The organism is Sinorhizobium sp. P24N7, from assembly GCF_042436655.1.
Taxonomy (GTDB): domain Bacteria; phylum Pseudomonadota; class Alphaproteobacteria; order Rhizobiales; family Rhizobiaceae; genus Sinorhizobium; species Sinorhizobium meliloti_A.
The window spans coordinates 81,007-99,099 of the sequence record NZ_JBHMIW010000002.1 but is presented as its reverse complement, the minus strand read 5'-3'; the positions used below and the strand labels follow the sequence as shown (position 1 = coordinate 99,099).

General features: G+C 63.4%; 19 protein-coding genes. 13 read left to right on the top strand and 6 right to left on the bottom strand.

Going from position 1 to position 18,093, the window contains the following annotated elements; translation table 11 throughout:
- Positions 1 to 97 precede the first annotated feature (97 nt).
- From ACFHWW_RS03340 to glmS, 13 genes are all read left to right on the top strand, one after another.
- Complete coding sequence (locus tag ACFHWW_RS03340; RefSeq protein ID WP_379937321.1) at positions 98 to 403, top strand: hypothetical protein; 306 nt, start codon at positions 98 to 100, stop codon at positions 401 to 403.
- Positions 400 to 552, top strand: a complete 153-nt coding sequence (locus tag ACFHWW_RS03335; RefSeq protein WP_283067936.1) for a hypothetical protein — start codon at positions 400 to 402, stop codon at positions 550 to 552. The genes ACFHWW_RS03340 and ACFHWW_RS03335 overlap by 4 nt, the downstream gene beginning before the upstream one ends.
- Complete coding sequence (locus tag ACFHWW_RS03330; RefSeq protein ID WP_379937320.1) at positions 552 to 1,340, top strand: hydrogenase expression/formation C-terminal domain-containing protein; 789 nt, start codon at positions 552 to 554, stop codon at positions 1,338 to 1,340. Before ACFHWW_RS03335 ends, ACFHWW_RS03330 begins: the two co-directional genes overlap by 1 nt.
- Positions 1,337 to 1,549 (top strand): rubredoxin, encoded by a 213-nt coding sequence (locus ACFHWW_RS03325; RefSeq protein WP_379937319.1) that lies wholly within the window; start codon positions 1,337 to 1,339, stop codon positions 1,547 to 1,549. Before ACFHWW_RS03330 ends, ACFHWW_RS03325 begins: the two co-directional genes overlap by 4 nt.
- A complete protein-coding gene (gene hybE / locus ACFHWW_RS03320) occupies positions 1,542 to 2,063 on the top strand; it encodes a [NiFe]-hydrogenase assembly chaperone HybE (RefSeq protein WP_379937318.1) in 522 nt (173 codons plus the stop codon). The genes ACFHWW_RS03325 and hybE overlap by 8 nt, the downstream gene beginning before the upstream one ends.
- On the top strand, positions 2,060 to 3,172 hold the full coding sequence (locus ACFHWW_RS03315; protein WP_379937317.1) for a nickel-dependent hydrogenase large subunit: 1,113 nt from the start codon (positions 2,060 to 2,062) through the stop codon (positions 3,170 to 3,172). The genes hybE and ACFHWW_RS03315 overlap by 4 nt, the downstream gene beginning before the upstream one ends.
- Positions 3,165 to 3,506, top strand: coding sequence for a hydrogenase maturation nickel metallochaperone HypA (gene hypA, locus ACFHWW_RS03310; RefSeq protein ID WP_379937316.1), 342 nt, complete (start codon positions 3,165 to 3,167; stop codon positions 3,504 to 3,506). The genes ACFHWW_RS03315 and hypA overlap by 8 nt, the downstream gene beginning before the upstream one ends.
- A complete protein-coding gene (gene hypB, locus ACFHWW_RS03305; protein ID WP_379937315.1) occupies positions 3,506 to 4,387 on the top strand; it encodes a hydrogenase nickel incorporation protein HypB in 882 nt (293 codons plus the stop codon). Before hypA ends, hypB begins: the two co-directional genes overlap by 1 nt.
- Before the next feature lie 3 nt (positions 4,388 to 4,390).
- Positions 4,391 to 6,667 (top strand): carbamoyltransferase HypF, encoded by a 2,277-nt coding sequence (gene hypF, locus ACFHWW_RS03300; RefSeq protein ID WP_379937314.1) that lies wholly within the window; start codon positions 4,391 to 4,393, stop codon positions 6,665 to 6,667.
- Entirely contained in the window at positions 6,658 to 6,885 is a 228-nt protein-coding gene (locus tag ACFHWW_RS03295; RefSeq protein WP_379937313.1) for a HypC/HybG/HupF family hydrogenase formation chaperone, read from the top strand. The genes hypF and ACFHWW_RS03295 overlap by 10 nt, the downstream gene beginning before the upstream one ends.
- On the top strand, positions 6,882 to 8,039 hold the full coding sequence (gene hypD / locus ACFHWW_RS03290; RefSeq protein ID WP_379937312.1) for a hydrogenase formation protein HypD: 1,158 nt from the start codon (positions 6,882 to 6,884) through the stop codon (positions 8,037 to 8,039). The genes ACFHWW_RS03295 and hypD overlap by 4 nt, the downstream gene beginning before the upstream one ends.
- Positions 8,036 to 9,088, top strand: coding sequence for a hydrogenase expression/formation protein HypE (gene hypE, locus ACFHWW_RS03285; RefSeq protein ID WP_379937311.1), 1,053 nt, complete (start codon positions 8,036 to 8,038; stop codon positions 9,086 to 9,088). Before hypD ends, hypE begins: the two co-directional genes overlap by 4 nt.
- Positions 9,089 to 9,521: 433 nt before the next feature.
- Complete coding sequence (gene glmS / locus ACFHWW_RS03280; protein ID WP_379937310.1) at positions 9,522 to 11,348, top strand: glutamine--fructose-6-phosphate transaminase (isomerizing); 1,827 nt, start codon at positions 9,522 to 9,524, stop codon at positions 11,346 to 11,348.
- 662 nt (positions 11,349 to 12,010) lie between these two features.
- On the opposite strand, the gene ACFHWW_RS03275 is transcribed toward glmS, so the two are convergent.
- The 6 genes from ACFHWW_RS03275 to ACFHWW_RS03250 form a co-directional block, all read right to left on the bottom strand.
- Positions 12,011 to 13,000, bottom strand: coding sequence for a beta-ketoacyl-ACP synthase III (locus ACFHWW_RS03275; RefSeq protein WP_379937309.1), 990 nt, complete (start codon positions 12,998 to 13,000; stop codon positions 12,011 to 12,013).
- Complete coding sequence (locus ACFHWW_RS03270; protein WP_379937308.1) at positions 12,997 to 14,265, bottom strand: adenosylmethionine--8-amino-7-oxononanoate transaminase; 1,269 nt, start codon at positions 14,263 to 14,265, stop codon at positions 12,997 to 12,999. Before ACFHWW_RS03270 ends, ACFHWW_RS03275 begins: the two co-directional genes overlap by 4 nt.
- Complete coding sequence (gene bioD / locus ACFHWW_RS03265) at positions 14,262 to 14,900, bottom strand: dethiobiotin synthase (protein ID WP_379937307.1); 639 nt, start codon at positions 14,898 to 14,900, stop codon at positions 14,262 to 14,264. The genes ACFHWW_RS03270 and bioD overlap by 4 nt, the downstream gene beginning before the upstream one ends.
- On the bottom strand, positions 14,897 to 16,039 hold the full coding sequence (locus tag ACFHWW_RS03260) for an 8-amino-7-oxononanoate synthase (protein WP_379937306.1): 1,143 nt from the start codon (positions 16,037 to 16,039) through the stop codon (positions 14,897 to 14,899). Before ACFHWW_RS03260 ends, bioD begins: the two co-directional genes overlap by 4 nt.
- Positions 16,036 to 17,016, bottom strand: coding sequence for a biotin synthase BioB (gene bioB, locus ACFHWW_RS03255; protein ID WP_379937508.1), 981 nt, complete (start codon positions 17,014 to 17,016; stop codon positions 16,036 to 16,038). Before bioB ends, ACFHWW_RS03260 begins: the two co-directional genes overlap by 4 nt.
- 169 nt (positions 17,017 to 17,185) lie before the next feature.
- The gene (locus ACFHWW_RS03250) at positions 17,186 to 17,854 is read right to left on the bottom strand and encodes a GntR family transcriptional regulator (protein ID WP_379937305.1); all 669 of its coding nucleotides are present in this window, start codon (positions 17,852 to 17,854) and stop codon (positions 17,186 to 17,188) included.
- Between the last annotated feature and the right edge of the window lie 239 nt (positions 17,855 to 18,093).

Below are 18,093 nucleotides of genomic sequence, written 5' to 3'. Positions count from 1 at the left end.
TCCCTGCAGATCAAAGGAATTCAACTTTCCTCAGTCTGGCACGTCGCTTGCAAAACATCCTTCGCAACATCCTGCGTGCTGATTTGTGGAGGAGAAAATGCCATCTATTCTGGTCCCCACCGTGAGCGAGCGGGCGCGATGCGTCGCCGACAACACGAACATCGATGTTTTCCTCTTCCCGCCGGCGGGCGAACCCGACAACCACCCCATGCTGTTCCCCGCGCATGATTCAACGCAGCGGGCCGAGGCCGATGATGTCGCCGTCGTTCCTCTCGAATTCCCGCCGTTCTTCCAGGGCCGCCTGCGCGGCTCTGTGATTGGTCGCGCGGCCGAGGGCAAGCTCAGTCCCGGTTCGAAGTCGTCTTGCGGCGTTTGGTTGCTATGCAACGGAAGCGGCCGGTGAACGTGCTCGGCAAGCTTCACGATCGGTCGCAATATGTCGGGAAGCTCGGCGACCGCCTTTCGCCCGACGCGTCAGTCACGGTGCACTCAGGCGGGCCGAAGGTCGAGACGCCGGCTTTTGGGTCGCGCCGGAAGCTCAAGGGGCGGTGATGACAGCGATAGGCGCTGAACCGCCCCGCAAGCTCAATTTCCTCGCGACAAGCAACGCGGAGGAGCTGATCCGCCGATGCTGGAGGACAGCGCTGCTCCTGCCGGGGCTGGCCGATGCGCTCGCGGTTCAGAAGGCTGACCGGCCGTGCCGGCTGTTCGACATCACCGACTATCCCGAGCACGACAAGGAACTGATCACCCACATCCTCGGTGAGGGCGAGGTTGCCGGTGTCGCAATGCTTGAGAACGGCATCACCGCAAAGATGCAGGAAGCTGTAATGGCCGGCGTCTGGCGGACCCGCTTCACCGCCGCCGGAGGGCACCTCGTTGGCGACTATATCGAGGTGGGGAGCATTCCCGCCGCGGTTACGCAGGCCTGTTCCGGACTACCGGCATCGATCAGCCATGGCGCCGCGCCGGCAGGCGCCATGAATGTCATGCCCGTGCTCACTGAGATCGGTGACCGCATCACCCGTCATCGCGACAGCGACCCGGCCCATGTCATCACCTTGTCACTCTTCCCCATGAGCCCGGAAGACATCGCCTTCCTGCAAAATTCACTGGGTGTCGGGCCGGTGCGGCTCACCTCGCGGGGATACGGAGCCTGCCGCATCGTTGCGACCGGCACACGCAATGTCTGGTCGGTGCAGTTCTGTAACGCCGTGGACACGCTCATCCTCGATACGCTGGAGATCTGCGACATACCCTCGGCCGCCATTGCCGCCGAGGAGGATTTCCATGACTCGGAGATGCGGCTCCGCGAGATGGAGGAGGCCTATTTCAAATGAGCGCCTTCGACAATTTCGGCAAGTGCGAGACCGTATCTGGCGACCGGATGGAATGCAGTATCTCCTGGCGCATCTATGCTCCCGCCGCCGGCGACCCGGTCTCGCAGATCCCACCGAGCACGCCGTTTGCCGACCTGCCGGAGGAATGGCGCTTCCCGAATTGCGATGCACTGCAATCGAAGTTCATGAGGTTGGGCGGTGATGGCTGACAGCATCAAGGGAGCCGAACCCAATCCGGCGCTGGCGCTCGGCCAACGGTTAGAAGCCCGCTATCGACACATTCACGCAACCGCCATGACTGACGTGCCAATCTGCAATCCCGCACTCACAGTCGCGGCTACAGGCTTCCGGACCTATCGCGGCCGCGCCTTCGGTATTGTGACCACGCCATGGTTCATGAATCTCGTGGCCGTGGATCTGCCTGACGGGGCACCTGCCGCGCCCGTGGCCACCGGCACAACCCTCAGTATCGGCCTGCCCGCGGGCGAAGTCGAATTCATAGCCGGCGAGCTCCATGCGATCGGCCGCGTCGATTCTTGCGCGCTGCTCTCGCCGGTCTTCGAATTCGCCGCGATGGAAGCGGCGCTGGAAATGGCAGAGGAGGCCGCCCGCGCCTTCTTCGATCCTGCCACGTTTGAGCTGGCGTCGGAACTACGCGCTGTCGTCAATCGGCGGCACCTGCTGCGCGGGCATTTCCGCCGGCGCGAGGAGGAGTCGGAATGACATTCCTTCGCGGGCCGGGCACGATGAGGATCGAGGTGACGGTGTCGCGCGCAGTTGCCTGTTCCGTCGAAGTTAAAGCGAACCGTCCGCTGGGGCTAACGCGTATGTTCGTCGGCCGCACGCCGGAGGACGCGCCCAGACTCGCACGGCAGGTGTTTTCGCTCTGTGGCTTTTCGCAATCGGTTGCCTCCAGGCTCGCGGTCCTCAATGCGGCGGATCTGCCGATGGGTGAAGGGGAGCGCGCCGCCGCCGCCGCAGGTCTGCACGCGGAACGGATCTTCGAAACACTGCGGGTGCTGATCCTCCATTGGCCGTCGCCATTGCCCGCCGAGCTCGCGGCGGCCGCCGGCGGATATCTGCGAAAGGCACTGGCCGCCTCACAAGCGATCATGGCGGAGGCGAGTACCGGAAAGATCAACCCCCAACATATCGCTTCGGCGATCGCTCGCCTCTGCTCGGCGGCTGCGGCGATCGGAATTTCCGGCCCGGGCGACATGCCAGTGTCGGGATCGGTCTGCGCAGCAATGCTGAAAGATATAGACGATGATCGCGTTTTCGTTGGCCGGAGAAGCGACGCGCTGACCGTCGAAGATGACCTGGAGGTCATCGCCCGGCTTTGTGATCAACCCGATTATACGAGACTGCCGCATCTTCCCGGCCGGGTTGTCGAGACGGGGGCCTACGCCCGGCGCGCAGCGGCGGGAGCTTCCGCGGGCTCCCATCTCGCGCAGCGGTTCCTGGCCCGGATTGGCGATGTCCGGTTCTGCCTCGGGCAACTAACGGCTCTCGCCAGTACCGGCGAAGTTGACTGGGCAACGCTCGCCTGCGGCGCGCCGACGCTGGGCGCGGGCGGTTACGGCGCCGTGGAATGCGCGCGCGGCCGGCTCTATCATCAAGCAGAGATAGGCGACGACGGCAGGCTTTCGGCCTATCGCATCCTTGCCCCGACGGAATGGAACTTTCACCCGGCCGGTCCTTTCGTAGAGACTCTTCTGGGGTCGCGGATCGGCTCCGACCATTCCGCTACCCGGTCTGTCTCCCGGCTCGCCGTCCTGTTCGACCCTTGCGTGGCCATCGAAGTCGCTATCCGCGAGGCCGCCCATGCATGAAATGTCATTGATGGAAAGCGTGATCGAGATCATCTGCGAGACCGCGCGGCTGAATGGCGCAAGGCGGGTCAAGTCGGTCCGTCTCGATGTCGGCGTACTGAGCCACGGCGATCCCGACGCGTTGCTCTTCTGTTACGACGCAGTGCGGCGCGGCACGCTCGCGGATCGCGCGAGGCTCGAGATCAACCGCATCACCGGCGAGGGCTGGTGCCTCGATTGCGGCACGACAGTTGCTTTGAAGGAACGGTTCGGCGCCTGCCCGCATTGCGGGCGCCATCGCGTGCAAATGACGGCAGGCGACGAATTGAAAATCAGGGACATGGAGGTGATTTGATGTGTGCAGTATGTGGTTGCGGGACATCGCCTATCGAAGGCCACAAGCACGAGGCGGGCAGCCATGGTCATGGCCACGGCGTTGGGCCCGACCATGACCATCATCACCTCCATGGTCACGATCATCATTCTCACCATCATGCAGAGGACGGCCCAGCCGACTGCCGCCAGGGCATGGCCGGCGTGCATGTTCCTGGCATGAGCCAGGAACGGATTATCCAGGTCGAGACGGAGATCCTCTCCAAGAACGACGCCTATGCCACCGAAAATCGGAGATATTTCGTAGACCAAGGCGTTTTCGCGCTCAACGTCGTCTCTAGCCCGGGCTCGGGCAAGACCAGCCTGCTTGTGCGGACGATCAGCGAACTCAAGGAGCGTGTCACGATCAATGTCATCGAAGGCGACCAGCAGACCTCGAATGACGCGGCCCGCATTCGCGAGACAGGCGCCCGCGCAGTTCAGATCAACACCGGCAAGGGATGCCATCTCGACGCCCATATGGTCGGCCATGCGCTCGAGGATCTCGCGCCAGAGCCGGGCTCGGTGCTCTTCATCGAGAATGTCGGTAATCTTGTCTGTCCCGCCGCTTTCGATCTCGGCGAGGCTCACAAGGTCGTGGTGCTCTCGGTCACCGAGGGCGAGGACAAGCCGCTCAAATATCCCGACATGTTCGCCGCCGCCGACCTGATGATCCTCAATAAGGCGGACCTGCTCCCGCATCTCGACTTCGATGTCGGGCTCTGCATTTCCAACGCGCTGCTTGTCAATCCGCGGCTGCAGACGCTGATTGTCTCCGCCCGCACGGGCGAGGGGATGGAGGCTTTATATGGCTGGCTCGAAGCATCCGCTGTGCGGCAGGACAAGCGACCGAAGGTGGTGTGAACAATGGCGCGGGTGCTCGCACGACCGATCGAAAGGCGGGTCCGGCGGCTGCGGCTGCGCGTGCGCGGTACCGTGCAGGGCGTCGGCTTCCGGCCTTTCGTTTATAGGCTCGCGTGCGAGATGCGGCTCTCCGGATTTGTCCTTAATGACAGCGAGGGCGTGCTGATCGAGATCGAGGGCCTGGATCCAGACCGCTTCCGCGAGGCGATCCGCACCCAGGCGCCGCCGCTCGCCCGCATCGAGGCTGTCGACGTGCTGGAGCTGCCGCCGACCGGCGGCGGTCGGTTCGAGATCCTCGATAGCCTCGGCGGCAGGAGTGCGACCCGTATCGGCGCCGACGCCGCGGTTTGCGAGGAATGCCGGCGGGAGCTCACGGATCCGGAGAGCCGGTTTTTCGGCTATCCCTTCGTCAACTGTACCCAATGCGGGCCGCGCTTCACCATAACCGGCGCGCTTCCTTACGACCGCGCCCAGACCTCGATGGCCTCGTTTTCGATGTGCGATGCCTGCGCGGCGGACTATGTCGCCCCGGAGAGCCGTCGCTTCCACGCCGAGCCAGTTGCTTGTCCTGAGTGTGGTCCGAGCCTCAGCCATCCAGTCACCGAGTTGGCGGCGCGGCTTGAAGGCGGCGCGATCGTCGCACTGAAGGGGGTCGGCGGGTTCCACCTGTTCTGCGATGCGCGCAACGATGCGGCGATCGCGCGCCTCAGGCGGCGCAAGGCCCGCGACGAGAAGCCTTTCGCCGTCATGGTGCGGGATATCGCGGCGGCACGGCAGCTGGCGCAGCTGACGGACGCTGAAGAGGCCTTGCTGAGTTCGCCGGCGAGCCCCATCGTTCTGGTAGAGGCCGTTGCCGGCGAGCTGTCCAATCTCGTTGCTCCCGGCCTCGGGCGGATAGGCCTCATTGTGGCCTACGCACCGGCGCACCTGCTCCTGTTCGATGAACTGTCCCGTCTTTCGCCGCACTGTCCCCCTGCGCTGATCGCGACCAGCGCCAATCCCGGCGGCGAGCCGCTCGTTGCCGATAACGCGGATGCCGAGCTGCGCCTTTCCGCGATCGCCGATCTGATCGTCACCCATGATCGCGATATCGTCGCCCGCGCCGACGACTCCGTCATGCAGGTTGTTGACGGCGCGCCCGCCTTCATCCGCCGCGCCCGCGGCTTCGTGCCAGAGCCCGTCGACCTCGGCGCGGACGGACCTTCCGTGATCGCCACCGGTACGGACTTCAAGAACACCGTCTGTGTCACGCGCGGTCGCGAAGCGTTTCTGTCGCAGCATGTGGGCGGCCTCGACAATAGGGAGGCGATACGCTTCCAGCGTGAGGTGGCTGCGCATCTCTGTTCGATCCTTGACGTGACGTTGGAATTCGCGGTCTGCGACCTGCATCCGGATTTCCGTTCGGTCCGGATGGCGGAGAGCTTCGGTCTGCCGGTCATGCCGGTTCAGCACCATCTCGCTCATGTCGCTGCGGTGGCGGCGGAGCATCGACTCGCCGGGCCGGTCCTCGGGCTCGCGCTCGACGGCCACGGTCTCGGGACGGACGGCAGCAGTTGGGGCGGCGAGATGCTTGCGGTCGAGGGACATCGCTGGCTGCGCGCAGGATCGCTCATGCCGCTGCCGCTGCCAGGTGGCGACCGCGCGGCGCGCGAACCCTGGCGCATGGGGGTCGCAGCACTTCAGGCGGCGAACCGTATCGACCTCGCGCGGGCGCTAGAGCTCGCTCATTCCGGCGTGGCGCGATTGGCGGCGATGTTCAACCGTGGCATGCGGACCCCGGTTACGAGCAGCCTCGGTAGGCTCTTCGACGCCGCCGCGGCGATATCGGGTGCTCGCCTCGTCCAGATCTATGAGGGGCAGGCAGCGATGGAATTCGAGGCACTGGTCCGGGCGCCGCGGTGCATGCCCGGCGGGTATGCCATTAACGATGGAGTGCTCGACTTCCGGCCGCTCATCCTGTGTTTGGCTGAGGCAGGGATGTGCGGCACCGATGCCGCCGACCTTTTCCATGGCACGCTGATTGCCGGCCTCGCGGACTGGGCGGCGAGCGGCGCGGCAAGCCTCGGCACGCGGCAGGTTGCGCTCGGCGGCGGATGCATGATGAACCGCGTGCTTGCGACGGGTCTGGCGCAGGCGCTGCGCGAGCGCGGCCTTAAGCCATATTTGCCACGTCTGGCGCCGGCCAATGACGGCGGCGTTGCGCTTGGCCAAGCCGCCCATGCGCGGCAGGTCATCATGGCCAAACGTGCATCTGGGGAGCAGAGCCCAACATGTGCCTAGCCATACCGGTCGAGGTCAGGGAAGTGCTGCCCGACGATATGGCGAGGGTCACGCTCGACGGCGTCTCGAAAATGATCTCGACGGCGCTGATCGACGATGTCCGGCCGGGCGACTACGTCATCCTCCATGTCGGCTATGCGCTGACGAAGATTAATCCTGAGGAGGCGGAGCGAACGCTGGCGCTGATCCAGGAAGCCGCGATGGGTAATGCGACATGAAGTATATCGACGAATATCGCGACGGAAGGCTCGCCCACGATATCGCCCGTCAGATCGCGTCGACTGCGGATCCAGCTCGCTCCTACCACTTCATGGAGTTCTGCGGTGGACACACGCACGTGATCTCCCGCTACGGGCTTGAGGATTTGCTGCCCGACAATGTCCGGATGATCCACGGCCCGGGTTGTCCTGTTTGCGTGCTGCCGATTGGCCGGATCGGCGCGGCGATCGCGCTCGCGATGCGTCCCGAGATTACGCTATGCACCTATGGCGACCCGATGCGCGTGCGGGACAAGAACGGTTGGAGCCTGCTCAAGGCAAAGGCGGCCGGCGCCGATATCCGCATGGTCTACTCGACCCTCGATGCGCTGAGGATCGCGGAAGCCGAGCCGCAGCGTGAGGTGGTGTTCTTCGCGATCGGCTTCGAGACGACGACGCCGCCAACCGCTCTCGCGCTCAAGAGGGCAATCGCCAAAGGACTCGGCAATTTTTCGATCTTCTGCAACCATGTCCTGACCCCGGCGGCAATCCACAGCATCCTGGAAAACCCGGATGTCTACGAGCCCGGTACGATCAAGATCGATGGCTTCATCGGCCCAGCCCATGTCAGCGCTGTGATCGGCACAAAGCCCTATGAATTCTTCGCCGAGGAATTCCGCAAACCAGTCGTGGTGGCCGGCTTCGAGCCACTCGATGTCATCCAGGCGGTCCTGATGCTCGTGCGCCAGATCAACGAGGGCAGGCACGTGGTCGAAAACCAGTATATCCGCGCGGTGACCAGACTCGGCAATGTGAAGGCCCAGGCGGAGGTGGCGAATTTCTTCGAGCCGCGCGAGAGCTTCGAATGGCGAGGCCTCGGCGAGTTGCCGTTGAGCGGCCTCAGGCTCCGGCCACAATATGCGGCCCACGATGCCGAAAAACGCTTTTCGATGGTGACCTCCAGGGCCGAGGACAATCCGGCCTGTGAATGCGGTGCCATTCTGCGCGGTGTTCAGAAACCTGCCGACTGCAAGCTGTTCGGCACGGTCTGCACACCCGATACGCCGATGGGGTCCTGCATGGTGTCGTCGGAAGGCGCCTGCGCCGCACACTGGACCTATGGCCGCTTCCGCACGAAGGCGCGGCAACCGGATGCGGGGAGGGCGGTCGCATGAACATGATGATGGAGGCGCACAGCCGAAACCTCGACCTTGCAAACGGGCGGGTCGATCTCTCCCATGGCGCCGGCGGACGTGCAATGGGACAGCTCATAGAGGGTATCTTTCACAAGGCTTTCGACAACATCTGGTTGCGCGCCGGCAACGACCAGTCGGCCTTCACCGTCCCGGGCGGACGCATGGTCATGAGCACTGACGGCTATGTGGTTTCGCCGCTGTTCTTTCCCGGCGGAAATATTGGCTCGCTCGCCGTGCACGGCACGATCAACGATATCGCGATGGCCGCTGCCCGGCCCCTCTATCTCTCGGCGAGCTTCATCATCGAGGAGGGTTTTCCGCTCGCCGATCTCGAACGCATCGCCGAAAGCATGGGCGCTGCTTCGCGCGGGGCCGGTGTGCCGATCATCACCGGCGACACCAAGGTCGTCGAGCGCGGCAAGGCCGACGGTGTCTTCATTTCGACGTCCGGCGTCGGCGTGGTGCCGGACGGGCTCGATCTGCGCGCCGATGCCGCCCGGCCGGGCGATGCGGTTATCCTCTCCGGCTCGATCGGTGATCATGGCATCGCGGTGATGTCGAAACGCGAGAACCTGGAATTCGATGCGGCGGTCGTCTCCGACAGCGCCGCGCTCAACGGGCTGGTAGCCGCGATGGTCGAGGGCGGTGGCAGGCAAATCCGGCTGATGCGCGATCCCACGCGCGGCGGCATCGCCGCGACGCTTAACGAAATCGCCAGCCAGTCAAAGGTCGGTTTCCATATTGACGAGGTAGCCATCCCGGTCAAACCGGAGGTCGCAGCGGCCTGCGAGTTGCTTGGGCTCGATCCGCTCAATGTGGCCAACGAGGGCAAGCTTGTCGCCGTCGCCGCGCCGGAAGGCGCCCAAGCAATTCTGGCGGCGATGCGTGCACATCCCCTCGGGCGGGAGGCGGCGGTGATTGGACACGCCGTGGCTGACGACGATTGTTTCGTGCAGATGGCGACTTGCTTCGGCGGCGGCCGGATCGTCGACTGGCTGTCGGGCGAGCAATTGCCCAGGATCTGCTGAGAGAGGCGAATGCACATCCTGCTTTCTGCGGCAGCTTCAATTCCCGGTCTGAGCGGCGGCATGTCGACTTGCGGGCCGCTCGGTCATCTGCGCGTCGAGCGCTAGGAAGCAGATTAAGGGCAGGCCCTCGAAACGCATTAGCGTCGTGCATCCATGGCGCGAATGGGTGTGATCCAAAGAATCGATTTTGCCAATCTGTTGAGTGCAATTAGAAAGCGCTGGTTCTGACCGAACCAAGCGCATGGCGGCAGGTCGATCGTCGATATGACGCTTCTGCCAGCCGCCATTTCGGCGGCGTCACGAATGGCGACAGCAGGTGAGGCGCAGCGACGATAATTGCCTGTGCGAGGCGACCGACAGCTACTGACGTAGCCTCGCTCAGACGGGGTATTTGAGTACGCCGCGGCCGGCGTGGAAGGAACGCGAAGAGGATATGTGCGGGATCGTAGGCATCGTCGGGCAGCAGCCGGTCTCGGAACGGCTGGTCGGTGCGTTGAAACGCCTGGAATACCGCGGCTACGATTCGGCCGGCGTCGCGACGATCGACGGCGGAGCGCTCGATCGCCGGCGTGCGGAGGGCAAGCTCGTCAATCTCGAGGCAAGGCTGAATGAGGAGCCATTGGCCGGCACCATCGGCATAGGCCATACGCGCTGGGCGACCCATGGCGCTCCGACGGAGCGCAATGCGCACCCCCATTTCACAGACGGTATCGCAGTCGTACACAACGGCATCATTGAGAATTTTGCTGAGTTGAAGGACGAACTGGCCGGGGCCGGCGCCGAGTTTCAAACCGAGACCGACACGGAGGTCGTCGCGCATCTCCTGGCAAGGCTTCGCCGGGATGGCATCGGACGGCGCGAGGCGATGTTTGCGATGCTGAGGCGGCTGAGGGGCGCATACGCACTCGCTGTCCTTTTCGAAGATGATCCGTCGACGATCATGGCGGCAAGAAACGGGCCGCCGCTCGCGATCGGCCACGGCGACGGCGAAATGTTCCTTGGGTCGGATGCGATTGCCCTGGCGCCCTTTACCAATGAAATCACCTATCTGATCGATGGCGACTGGGCGATCATAGACAAAACCGGTGTCCATATCTTTGATATCGACGGCAACGCCGTCGCCCGGCCGCGGCAGGTTTCCTCGGACGTCGGCTATATGGTCGACAAGGGCAATCATCGCCATTTCATGGAGAAGGAAATCTATGAGCAGCCGGAGGTCATCTCCCACGCGCTCGGCCACTACATCAACTTCATCGAAAACCGTGTGACGGCTGTTTCCGATGACATCGATTTCTCCAAAGTACCGAGTCTTGCGCTTTCCGCCTGCGGTACCGCTTATCTTGCCGGACTGATCGGAAAGTACTGGTTCGAGCGTTACGCGCGTCTTCCGGTCGAAATCGACGTCGCGTCCGAGTTCCGCTATCGCGAGATCCCGCTCTCGCCACAATCGGCCGCTCTCTTCATTTCGCAGTCGGGCGAAACGGCCGATACGCTGGCATCGCTTCGGTACTGCAAGGAACACGGCCTGAAGATCGGTGCCGTCGTCAATACCCGCGAATCGACAATCGCGCGCGAGTCCGACGCCGTCTTCCCGATCCTCGCCGGTCCCGAGATCGGTGTCGCATCGACCAAGGCCTTCACCTGCCAGCTTGCCGTGCTCGCTGCGCTCGCTATCGGGGCGGGCAGAGCCAGAGGAACGGTCAGCGAGCAGGAAGAACAGGCGCTGGTGAGAAGCCTTGCCGAGATGCCGCGCATCATGGGCCAGGTGTTGAACAGCATCCAGCCGAAGATCGAGTTCCTGTCGCGCGAATTGTCGAAGTGCCGCGACGTGCTCTACCTCGGCCGCGGCACCAGCTTCCCGCTGGCGATGGAAGGCGCGCTGAAGCTCAAGGAGATTTCCTACATCCACGCAGAGGGCTATGCGGCCGGTGAACTGAAGCATGGCCCGATTGCGTTGATCGACGAGAACATGCCGGTCATCGTCATCGCGCCGCACGACCGGTTCTTCGACAAGACGGTCTCGAACATGCAGGAAGTCGCCGCTCGTGGCGGGCGCATCATTCTCATTACGGACGAGACGGGAGCTGCCGCGACGAAGCTCGACACGATGCATACGATTGTGTTGCCGAACGTCGACGAGATCATCGCACCGATGATCTTCGCGCTGCCGATCCAGCTTCTTGCCTATCACACGGCCGTGTTCATGGGCACCGATGTCGATCAGCCGCGTAACCTGGCCAAATCGGTAACGGTCGAATGATCATCCGGCCGAAAGCACACGAGGTAGGGAGTCCATGGCGGCTGTGACGGCGACCGCCTAGGGCGCGTCGCCTCCGAGTTGGGTCAGCTCGGAGGCGACGTTGGCAGCGTCCTGGAGTCTGACGCCGTCAGCATCACCGCAATAAGGAACTCGTTCGAGACCGGCGGGACCGGTCTTGTCTCCAGCTCATCCCTCTGTTCGCCTCTCTCGCCCAAATCGGTAGAACGTGCTCCCCAGCACAAGAACCAGACGTCCAGTCCCCGATGCGGATGCGGTGAAACCTACAAAGCGGGGGCCGCGGCGACCAAGGAGGCTATCCGCGCTCGGATTTCTCAGTCCCGCGTCCCTGTTGCGATCGTAGGAGGCGCTCGCCGTGGCGCTGCTATCGGCGGCCACCCTGCGCAAGCCTGGCTGACCTGCTTCTACGCCTTCGGCCGAGGAGGGGAATGGCGGCACGTGGGGAATGCCCGGCACACTTCAAACTCGGCGACGGGCACGTCAGGTCCCCCGAACGCGGGCCGCAAGCGTCTTGTCGACCAGGCACACCGCCTGCAGCTCGATCAGGCGATCACTCGGACTCGTCAACTGCGCCTTTGCATGGGCAACAACGTAGTTTTCAATTCGGAACCTCAACGAAATATGTTTTCGCAGCGCCCACCAAACTATACCCCGAAAACGACAGCACCTCCGGTTAAGCCGGCTCCAGCGGCGGTAAGCAACAGCTTTTCGCCCGAAACAAGTGGCCTGGTTTGATGCGAGAGCGACAGGGAAAGCGCTACAGTCGCCGCTGACGAATTCCCATAATTGTCGATCGTTCGCACTGTTCGTCCCGGGTCGATGCCGAGCCTGTCGCTGACGGCGTCGAAGATTCGGGCATTGGCTTGGTGAGGCACGAAGCGGTCGATCTTTGCCGCGTGAAGACCGGCGGCGGCGAGCGCCCGGGCGCCGCAGGTCGCCATCATCTCGACTGCCTGCGCGAACATCTCGCGGCCATCTCGCATCGTCATCAGGAAATCCTCCGCCGGAATGCCTGAAGCGAAGGGCCGGTTGCTGCCGCCGGCAGGAATGGAGATCAGATCATAACGGCTCCCGTCCGAGGCGAGATCCACACCGAGAATGCCCTTCTCGACCTCGTCCGACGGCGCCAGCACGACGGCCCCGGCGGCATCCGCGAAAAGGACCGCACTTGCGCGTTCGGCCGAATTGATCCTCCGGCTCAAGATATTTGCCGCCACGACCAGGACCGGCCGTCCCTGCGCGCGCACGAACCCGTCGGCAAGGGTCAGCGCATAGACAAAGCCCGAGCAGGCGCCGGCAAGATCGATCGCACCGCTGTTCAAGAGGCGGAGACGGTGAGCGAGCAACGGGGCAGACGGCGGGAGAAGATGATCAGGCGTCGATGTGGCCAGCATCGTCAGCGCAATGTCCCCGCGCGCGATGCCGGCGTCGTCGACAGCAGCCTCTCCGGCCTTCGCCGCAAGTCCGCTGAGGGTGTCGCCATCGTCAACCCAGTGCCTCGTTCGAATACCCGTCCGGCGCTCGATCCAGCCCGGCTCCAGTCCGAGTCTCATTTCGATCTCGGCGTTTTCGACGCGCCGGTCCGGCACGGCATGGCCTAACCCCGCAAGACGCGATGCAGGCGCGCCCCTCATAGCCGCCCTGCCGCAAAAAGGCCCGCCGCCTCGTCGATCGCGTCATAGGCCCGGTCGAGATCGGCGGCGGTCACGCAGTACGGCGGCATCAGATAGATGACGTTGCCGAGCGGGCGGATCAGGAGCTTGCACTCGCGGAAAAACGTTCGAAGGCGGGGTCCGATCCCGGACAGATATCCGCCCTCCGGCACGACGACGTCGAGAGCGGCGATCGTGCCCATCTGCCGAAGATTGGCAAACCGGGGGTTGGATGCGAAGCGAGCGAGCCCCTTCTGATGAAGCTTTGCGAGCGCGCCGATGCGGTCCCGCACCGGCTCCTCCCGCCAGATATTGAGATTGGCAACGGCCGCCGCGCAGGCGATCGGATTGGCTGTGTAGGAACTGGAATGGAAGAAGGTCTTGCGTCGGTCCGCCGAGAGATGCGCCTCGAAGATCTCGGCGGTGCAAAGCGTCGCCGCCAGCGGCAGCGCCCCGCCGGTCAAGCCTTTCGACGTACACAGGATATCTGGCGCGATGCCTGCCTGTTCGCAGGCAAAGAGGCTGCCGGTTCGCCCCCAGCCGGTCATCACCTCGTCGGCGATCGTCAGGCAGCCGTATCGCCGGGCGAGGTCCTTCAGTTCCGCAAGCAGCGACCCCCGATACATCTTCATGCCACCAGCGCCGAGAACGAGCGGTTCGATGAGGAGGGCGGCGACCTCGCCGGAACGGCATATCGCTTCGAAAGCATCGAGTGTCGCCTGATCAGAGTCTGCGTGAGGAAATGGCAGCCGATCGACGTGGAAGAGCAGCGGCTCATAGGCCGCGTTGAAGACGCCGCGCTCTCCCGCCGACATGGTGCCGATCGTGTCGCCATGATAGCTGTGCTCCATGACCACGACGCGGCGCCGCGGCTTGCCAATGTTATGGAAAAAACCAAGCGCCATCTTCAGCGCGACCTCAACGGCGGTGGAGCCGCTGTCGGAAAAGAAGACGTGGGCGAGTCCGGCAGGCGCCACTTCGATCAAGCCCGTCGCCAGTTCCTCCGCCGGTTCGTGGGAATATTCCGCAAAAATGATCTGGTCGTAGGTTTCACAGGCTTTTCGGATCGCCTCCATGATCGGCGGATAGCGGTGGCCGTGCGTTACCACCCACCAGGACGAGATCGCGTCGAGAATGGGCGTGCCGTCCTCGTCGATGAGATAGGCGCCCTCGGTCTTGGCGATCCGCTTCATCATCGGCTCGAGCGCATGCTGGGTAAAGGGATGCCAGATGGGTGAGCGGATCATGCCGGTTCCTTCAGGAAAAGGCCGATATCAAAGTTCTCCCGAAAGGCCTGGCGCAGCAGATCCGGGGTCAGCGGGTCGAGTTTCGGCAGCCGTCCGAGCGAACGGACGCGGCCCATCTTGGCGATGATGCTTTCCGTATCCGCTTGCCCTTCGCCGATGAAAGCGACGCCGAAAACTGGAATGGACCGCGCGCGCAGCGCCTCCAGGGAGAGGAGTGTGTGGTTGATGGTTCCAAGCTCCGTGCGGGCGCACAGCACAACGGGTATCTGCCAGCGGGCAAAAACGTCCGCGAAGACGGTCTCTGCGTTAAGCGGGACCAGCAAGCCGCCCGCGCCCTCGATGATCAGCGGCGCACCCGTCACAGGCGGGACAAGCGCTTCGGCCTCAATATGGATTCCGTCGATGCTGGCCGCCAGATGCGGCGAAGCCGGCGTGCGCAGCCGATAGGCTTCCGGCACGATGCGCGCGGACGGTATCCGACCAAGCCGTTGAACCGCCTCGCTGTCCGTTTCACCTTGAAGACCGGACTGGACCGGCTTCCAGTAACAGGCGCCGAGGACATCCGTCAGGGCGGCGGAAAAGACCGTCTTGCCGATACCCGTATCGGTTCCGGTGACGACGAGGCGACGCGTCACGGCTTTTCCTCCGCCATGATCACGGCGAGCTGCGCGAGCATCTGCGAAATCGTCGGCCTGTCGACATTGAGGGTGATGGCGATCCTAAGCCTTGCCGTGCCTTCCGGGACGGTCGGCGGCCGTATCGCGCGGATATCGAAGCCTTCGGCACGCATGCGCGCCGCAATCTTCAGGCATAGGGCGTTGTCGCCGATCGGGACTGGCAGGATCTGCGACCCGCTGCCCTCGACACCGAGTGCGGCCGAAAGTTCCGCATTGGCGAATGTTTGCAACGCTTCCAACGCGGCCCGACGCTCGGGCTCATCGGCAACAACCCGCAAAGCTTCGCGCACGCACGCGGTGATGAGCGGCGACGGCGCAGTCGAATAGATGAAGCCGCGTGCCCGGTTGACGAGGTAGTCACAAATGACGGCGCTGGCGCCGATCAGCGCGCCGCTGACGCCAAGCGCCTTGCCGCAGGTGTGAAGAACGATGATGTTCTCGCGGTTTTCCAGACCGTGGCCGAGACCACGCCCGTTTGGACCGAAGACGCCTGTGGCATGCGCCTCGTCGATCACCAGAACGCCGTCATGCCGGTCCGCGAGTTCCGCGAGCTTGGGGAGGGGAGCGCGGTCGCCGTCCATCGAGTAGAGGCTTTCGACGGCAATCCACGGATGGCCGGTCCCGCCCGCAAGCCGCCATCGTCTAATAGCCTCAGCAAAACCTTCGACGTCGTTGTGCGGTACGGAGACTGCCGGTGCCTTGCTTGCCGAAATGCCTTCGTGCGCGCTGGCATGCACCAGGGCGTCATGGACAATCAGATCATTCCGTTGTGGCAGGGTCGCAAAGAGCGCAGCGTTGGCGCCATAGCCGCTGCCGAAATAGAGGCAGCGCTCCATACCGAAATGGGCGGCAGCCTCGGCCTCGAGCGTCTCATGCTCCGGATGATTACCGCGCAGCAACCGCGAGCCGCCGGCGCCAACCGGCACGCCGCGTTCGATCGCGGCGGCGATGGCAGCCTTGAGGCGTGGAGAAGCGGCGAGCGCCAGATAGTCGTTCGACGTGAAATCGACGCCACCCGACGGCAGCAGCTCCCTGCGCCGTCCCTTGCGCGCGAGCCCCGCCAAAGTCCGCGCGTAGCGGTCGAGGCCGCCGTTCATGCGCCCGGCTCCAGTGCCATCGGCTTCAGGCCGAGACGGCGGAAGAGCCCGGCATCGTGGTCCTCACCGGGATTGTCGGCGGTCAGCAGCGTGTCGCCGACGAAGATCGAATTGGCCCCGGCAAAGAAACAGAGAGCCTGCATCTCGTCGCTCATTTCCGTCCGTCCGGCCGACAGTCGCACATGGGATTGCGGCATCAGGATGCGGGCAAGCGCGATGGTGCGAACGAACTCGATGGGGTCGACCGGAGCCGCATCGGCCAGTTTCGACCCGGGAATCGGAATGAGCATGTTGATCGGTATGCTTTCGGGCGGGGAGGGAAGATTGGCGAGAGTCACCAGCATGGAGATGCGGTCATCGGCCGTCTCGCCCATCCCCAGAATGCCGCCGGCACAGACCTTGATCCCGGCGTCGCGCACATTCGAAAGGGTTTCGAGGCGGTCGGCGAAAGTGCGGGTGGTGATGATTTCGCTGTAGAAGCGCTCCGAGGTGTCGATATTGTGGTTGTAGTAATCGAGACCGGCGTCGGCGAGCGTCGTACTCTGTGCCGGTGTCAGCATGCCGAGCGTCATGCACGTCTGCATGCCGAGCGCCTTTACGCCGCGAACCATCGCGACGATTGCGTCCATGTCGCGGTCTTTCGGGCTGCGCCAGGCCGCACCCATGCAATAGCGCGTCGCGCCCCCCTCCTTGGCCTTGCACGCATCGGCGATAACTCTTTCAACTTCCATTAGCTTCGAGGCCTTGAGCCCCGTCGGATAATGAGCCGACTGGCTGCAATAGCCGCAGTCCTCGGCGCAGCCGCCTGTCTTGATCGAAAGCAGCCGGCTCATCTGCACTGCATTGGGATCGAAATTTGCCCGGTGCACGGTCTGCGCCCGGTACAGCAAATCGTTGAATGGCAAATTATAGATTTTTGTGGCGTCCGAAGGGATCCATCGCTTCGACTCTTGTTCGGCCGCGACAGTTCGGTTCAGCTTTTCCGGCAAACTAGCCTCCGCGCGAGAATCATTATCAATAGAAGTTTATTTCTATCTATAATTTTCGACTGGATGCAAGCAAGCACGCTGAGAGCGTGCGCCCTCTGACATTCAACTGCCGGATAGACGTCGCGGTGAATGAAGTGATCGGATGAGGGCTTAGCGCTCAGCCGGCGATTGCGAAGCTATCGCGCCGCGCGCCGGCGGTTCCTTTGATCGGTCTCTGCCCAATCCGTTGAACGTGACGCTCCAGAATTGCCGAGGCGTTTTCGGTTTTCCCCTCGCGCAGAAAGGCAAGAATCGCACGATGCTCGTGGTCCGTCCGCACTTCCCATTCGGACCGCCAGGATGCAAACAGAAAGCGCGCGCTTGCGGCATGCAGATCATCAATTGCAGCAAGCAGGCGCGGCATTCCGCAAGGTGTAAGAATGAGCCTGTGGAAACGCCTGTTCGCATCCTCCCACGATCGGACATCACGCGAATCGTCGCCTGCGACTGTCGCTTCTTCTGCCTCGTTAAGAATGGATGGCGTCAAGTGCGGCGCCGCATGCCTCAGCGCGAGCACTTCCAGTGCTGCCCGCATTTCCGCCACCTCCCGGACCTCCTTGAGATCGAAGGAAGCCACTCGGACGCCGCGGCGGGGCTCGCTGACGACCAAGCCTTGCGCTTCAAGCCGCCGAAACGCCTCGCGCACCGGTACATGGCTCGCGCCGAATTCCTCTGCGAACTTGTCCTGCTTCAGCTTCATGCCTGGGGCAAGCTGGCCAGTGACAATCCGATCGGCGAGGATGCGGCTGATGCGGCTGGCAATTGTGTCGTCGTTTGCTGCGATCATGGCTTCCATTCAGTTCCGGCCAACTGGTTTCGTCCCCGTACACTGTTTTTATGCCGGATTTCTACCGTGATAAGGAGGCCGGCTGCGCGTATGATCGTCGGCGCGTGATCAGTTTGGCAGCGAACCGGCGTGCAATAACTCAGGCATTGCATGCCTCTGAGGCCAGGGTGCTGCAATACGCTCAAACTTCACGGCGCAAGCGCTGCAACCTTGCGGGCGCCTCCATTTCGAACGACAGT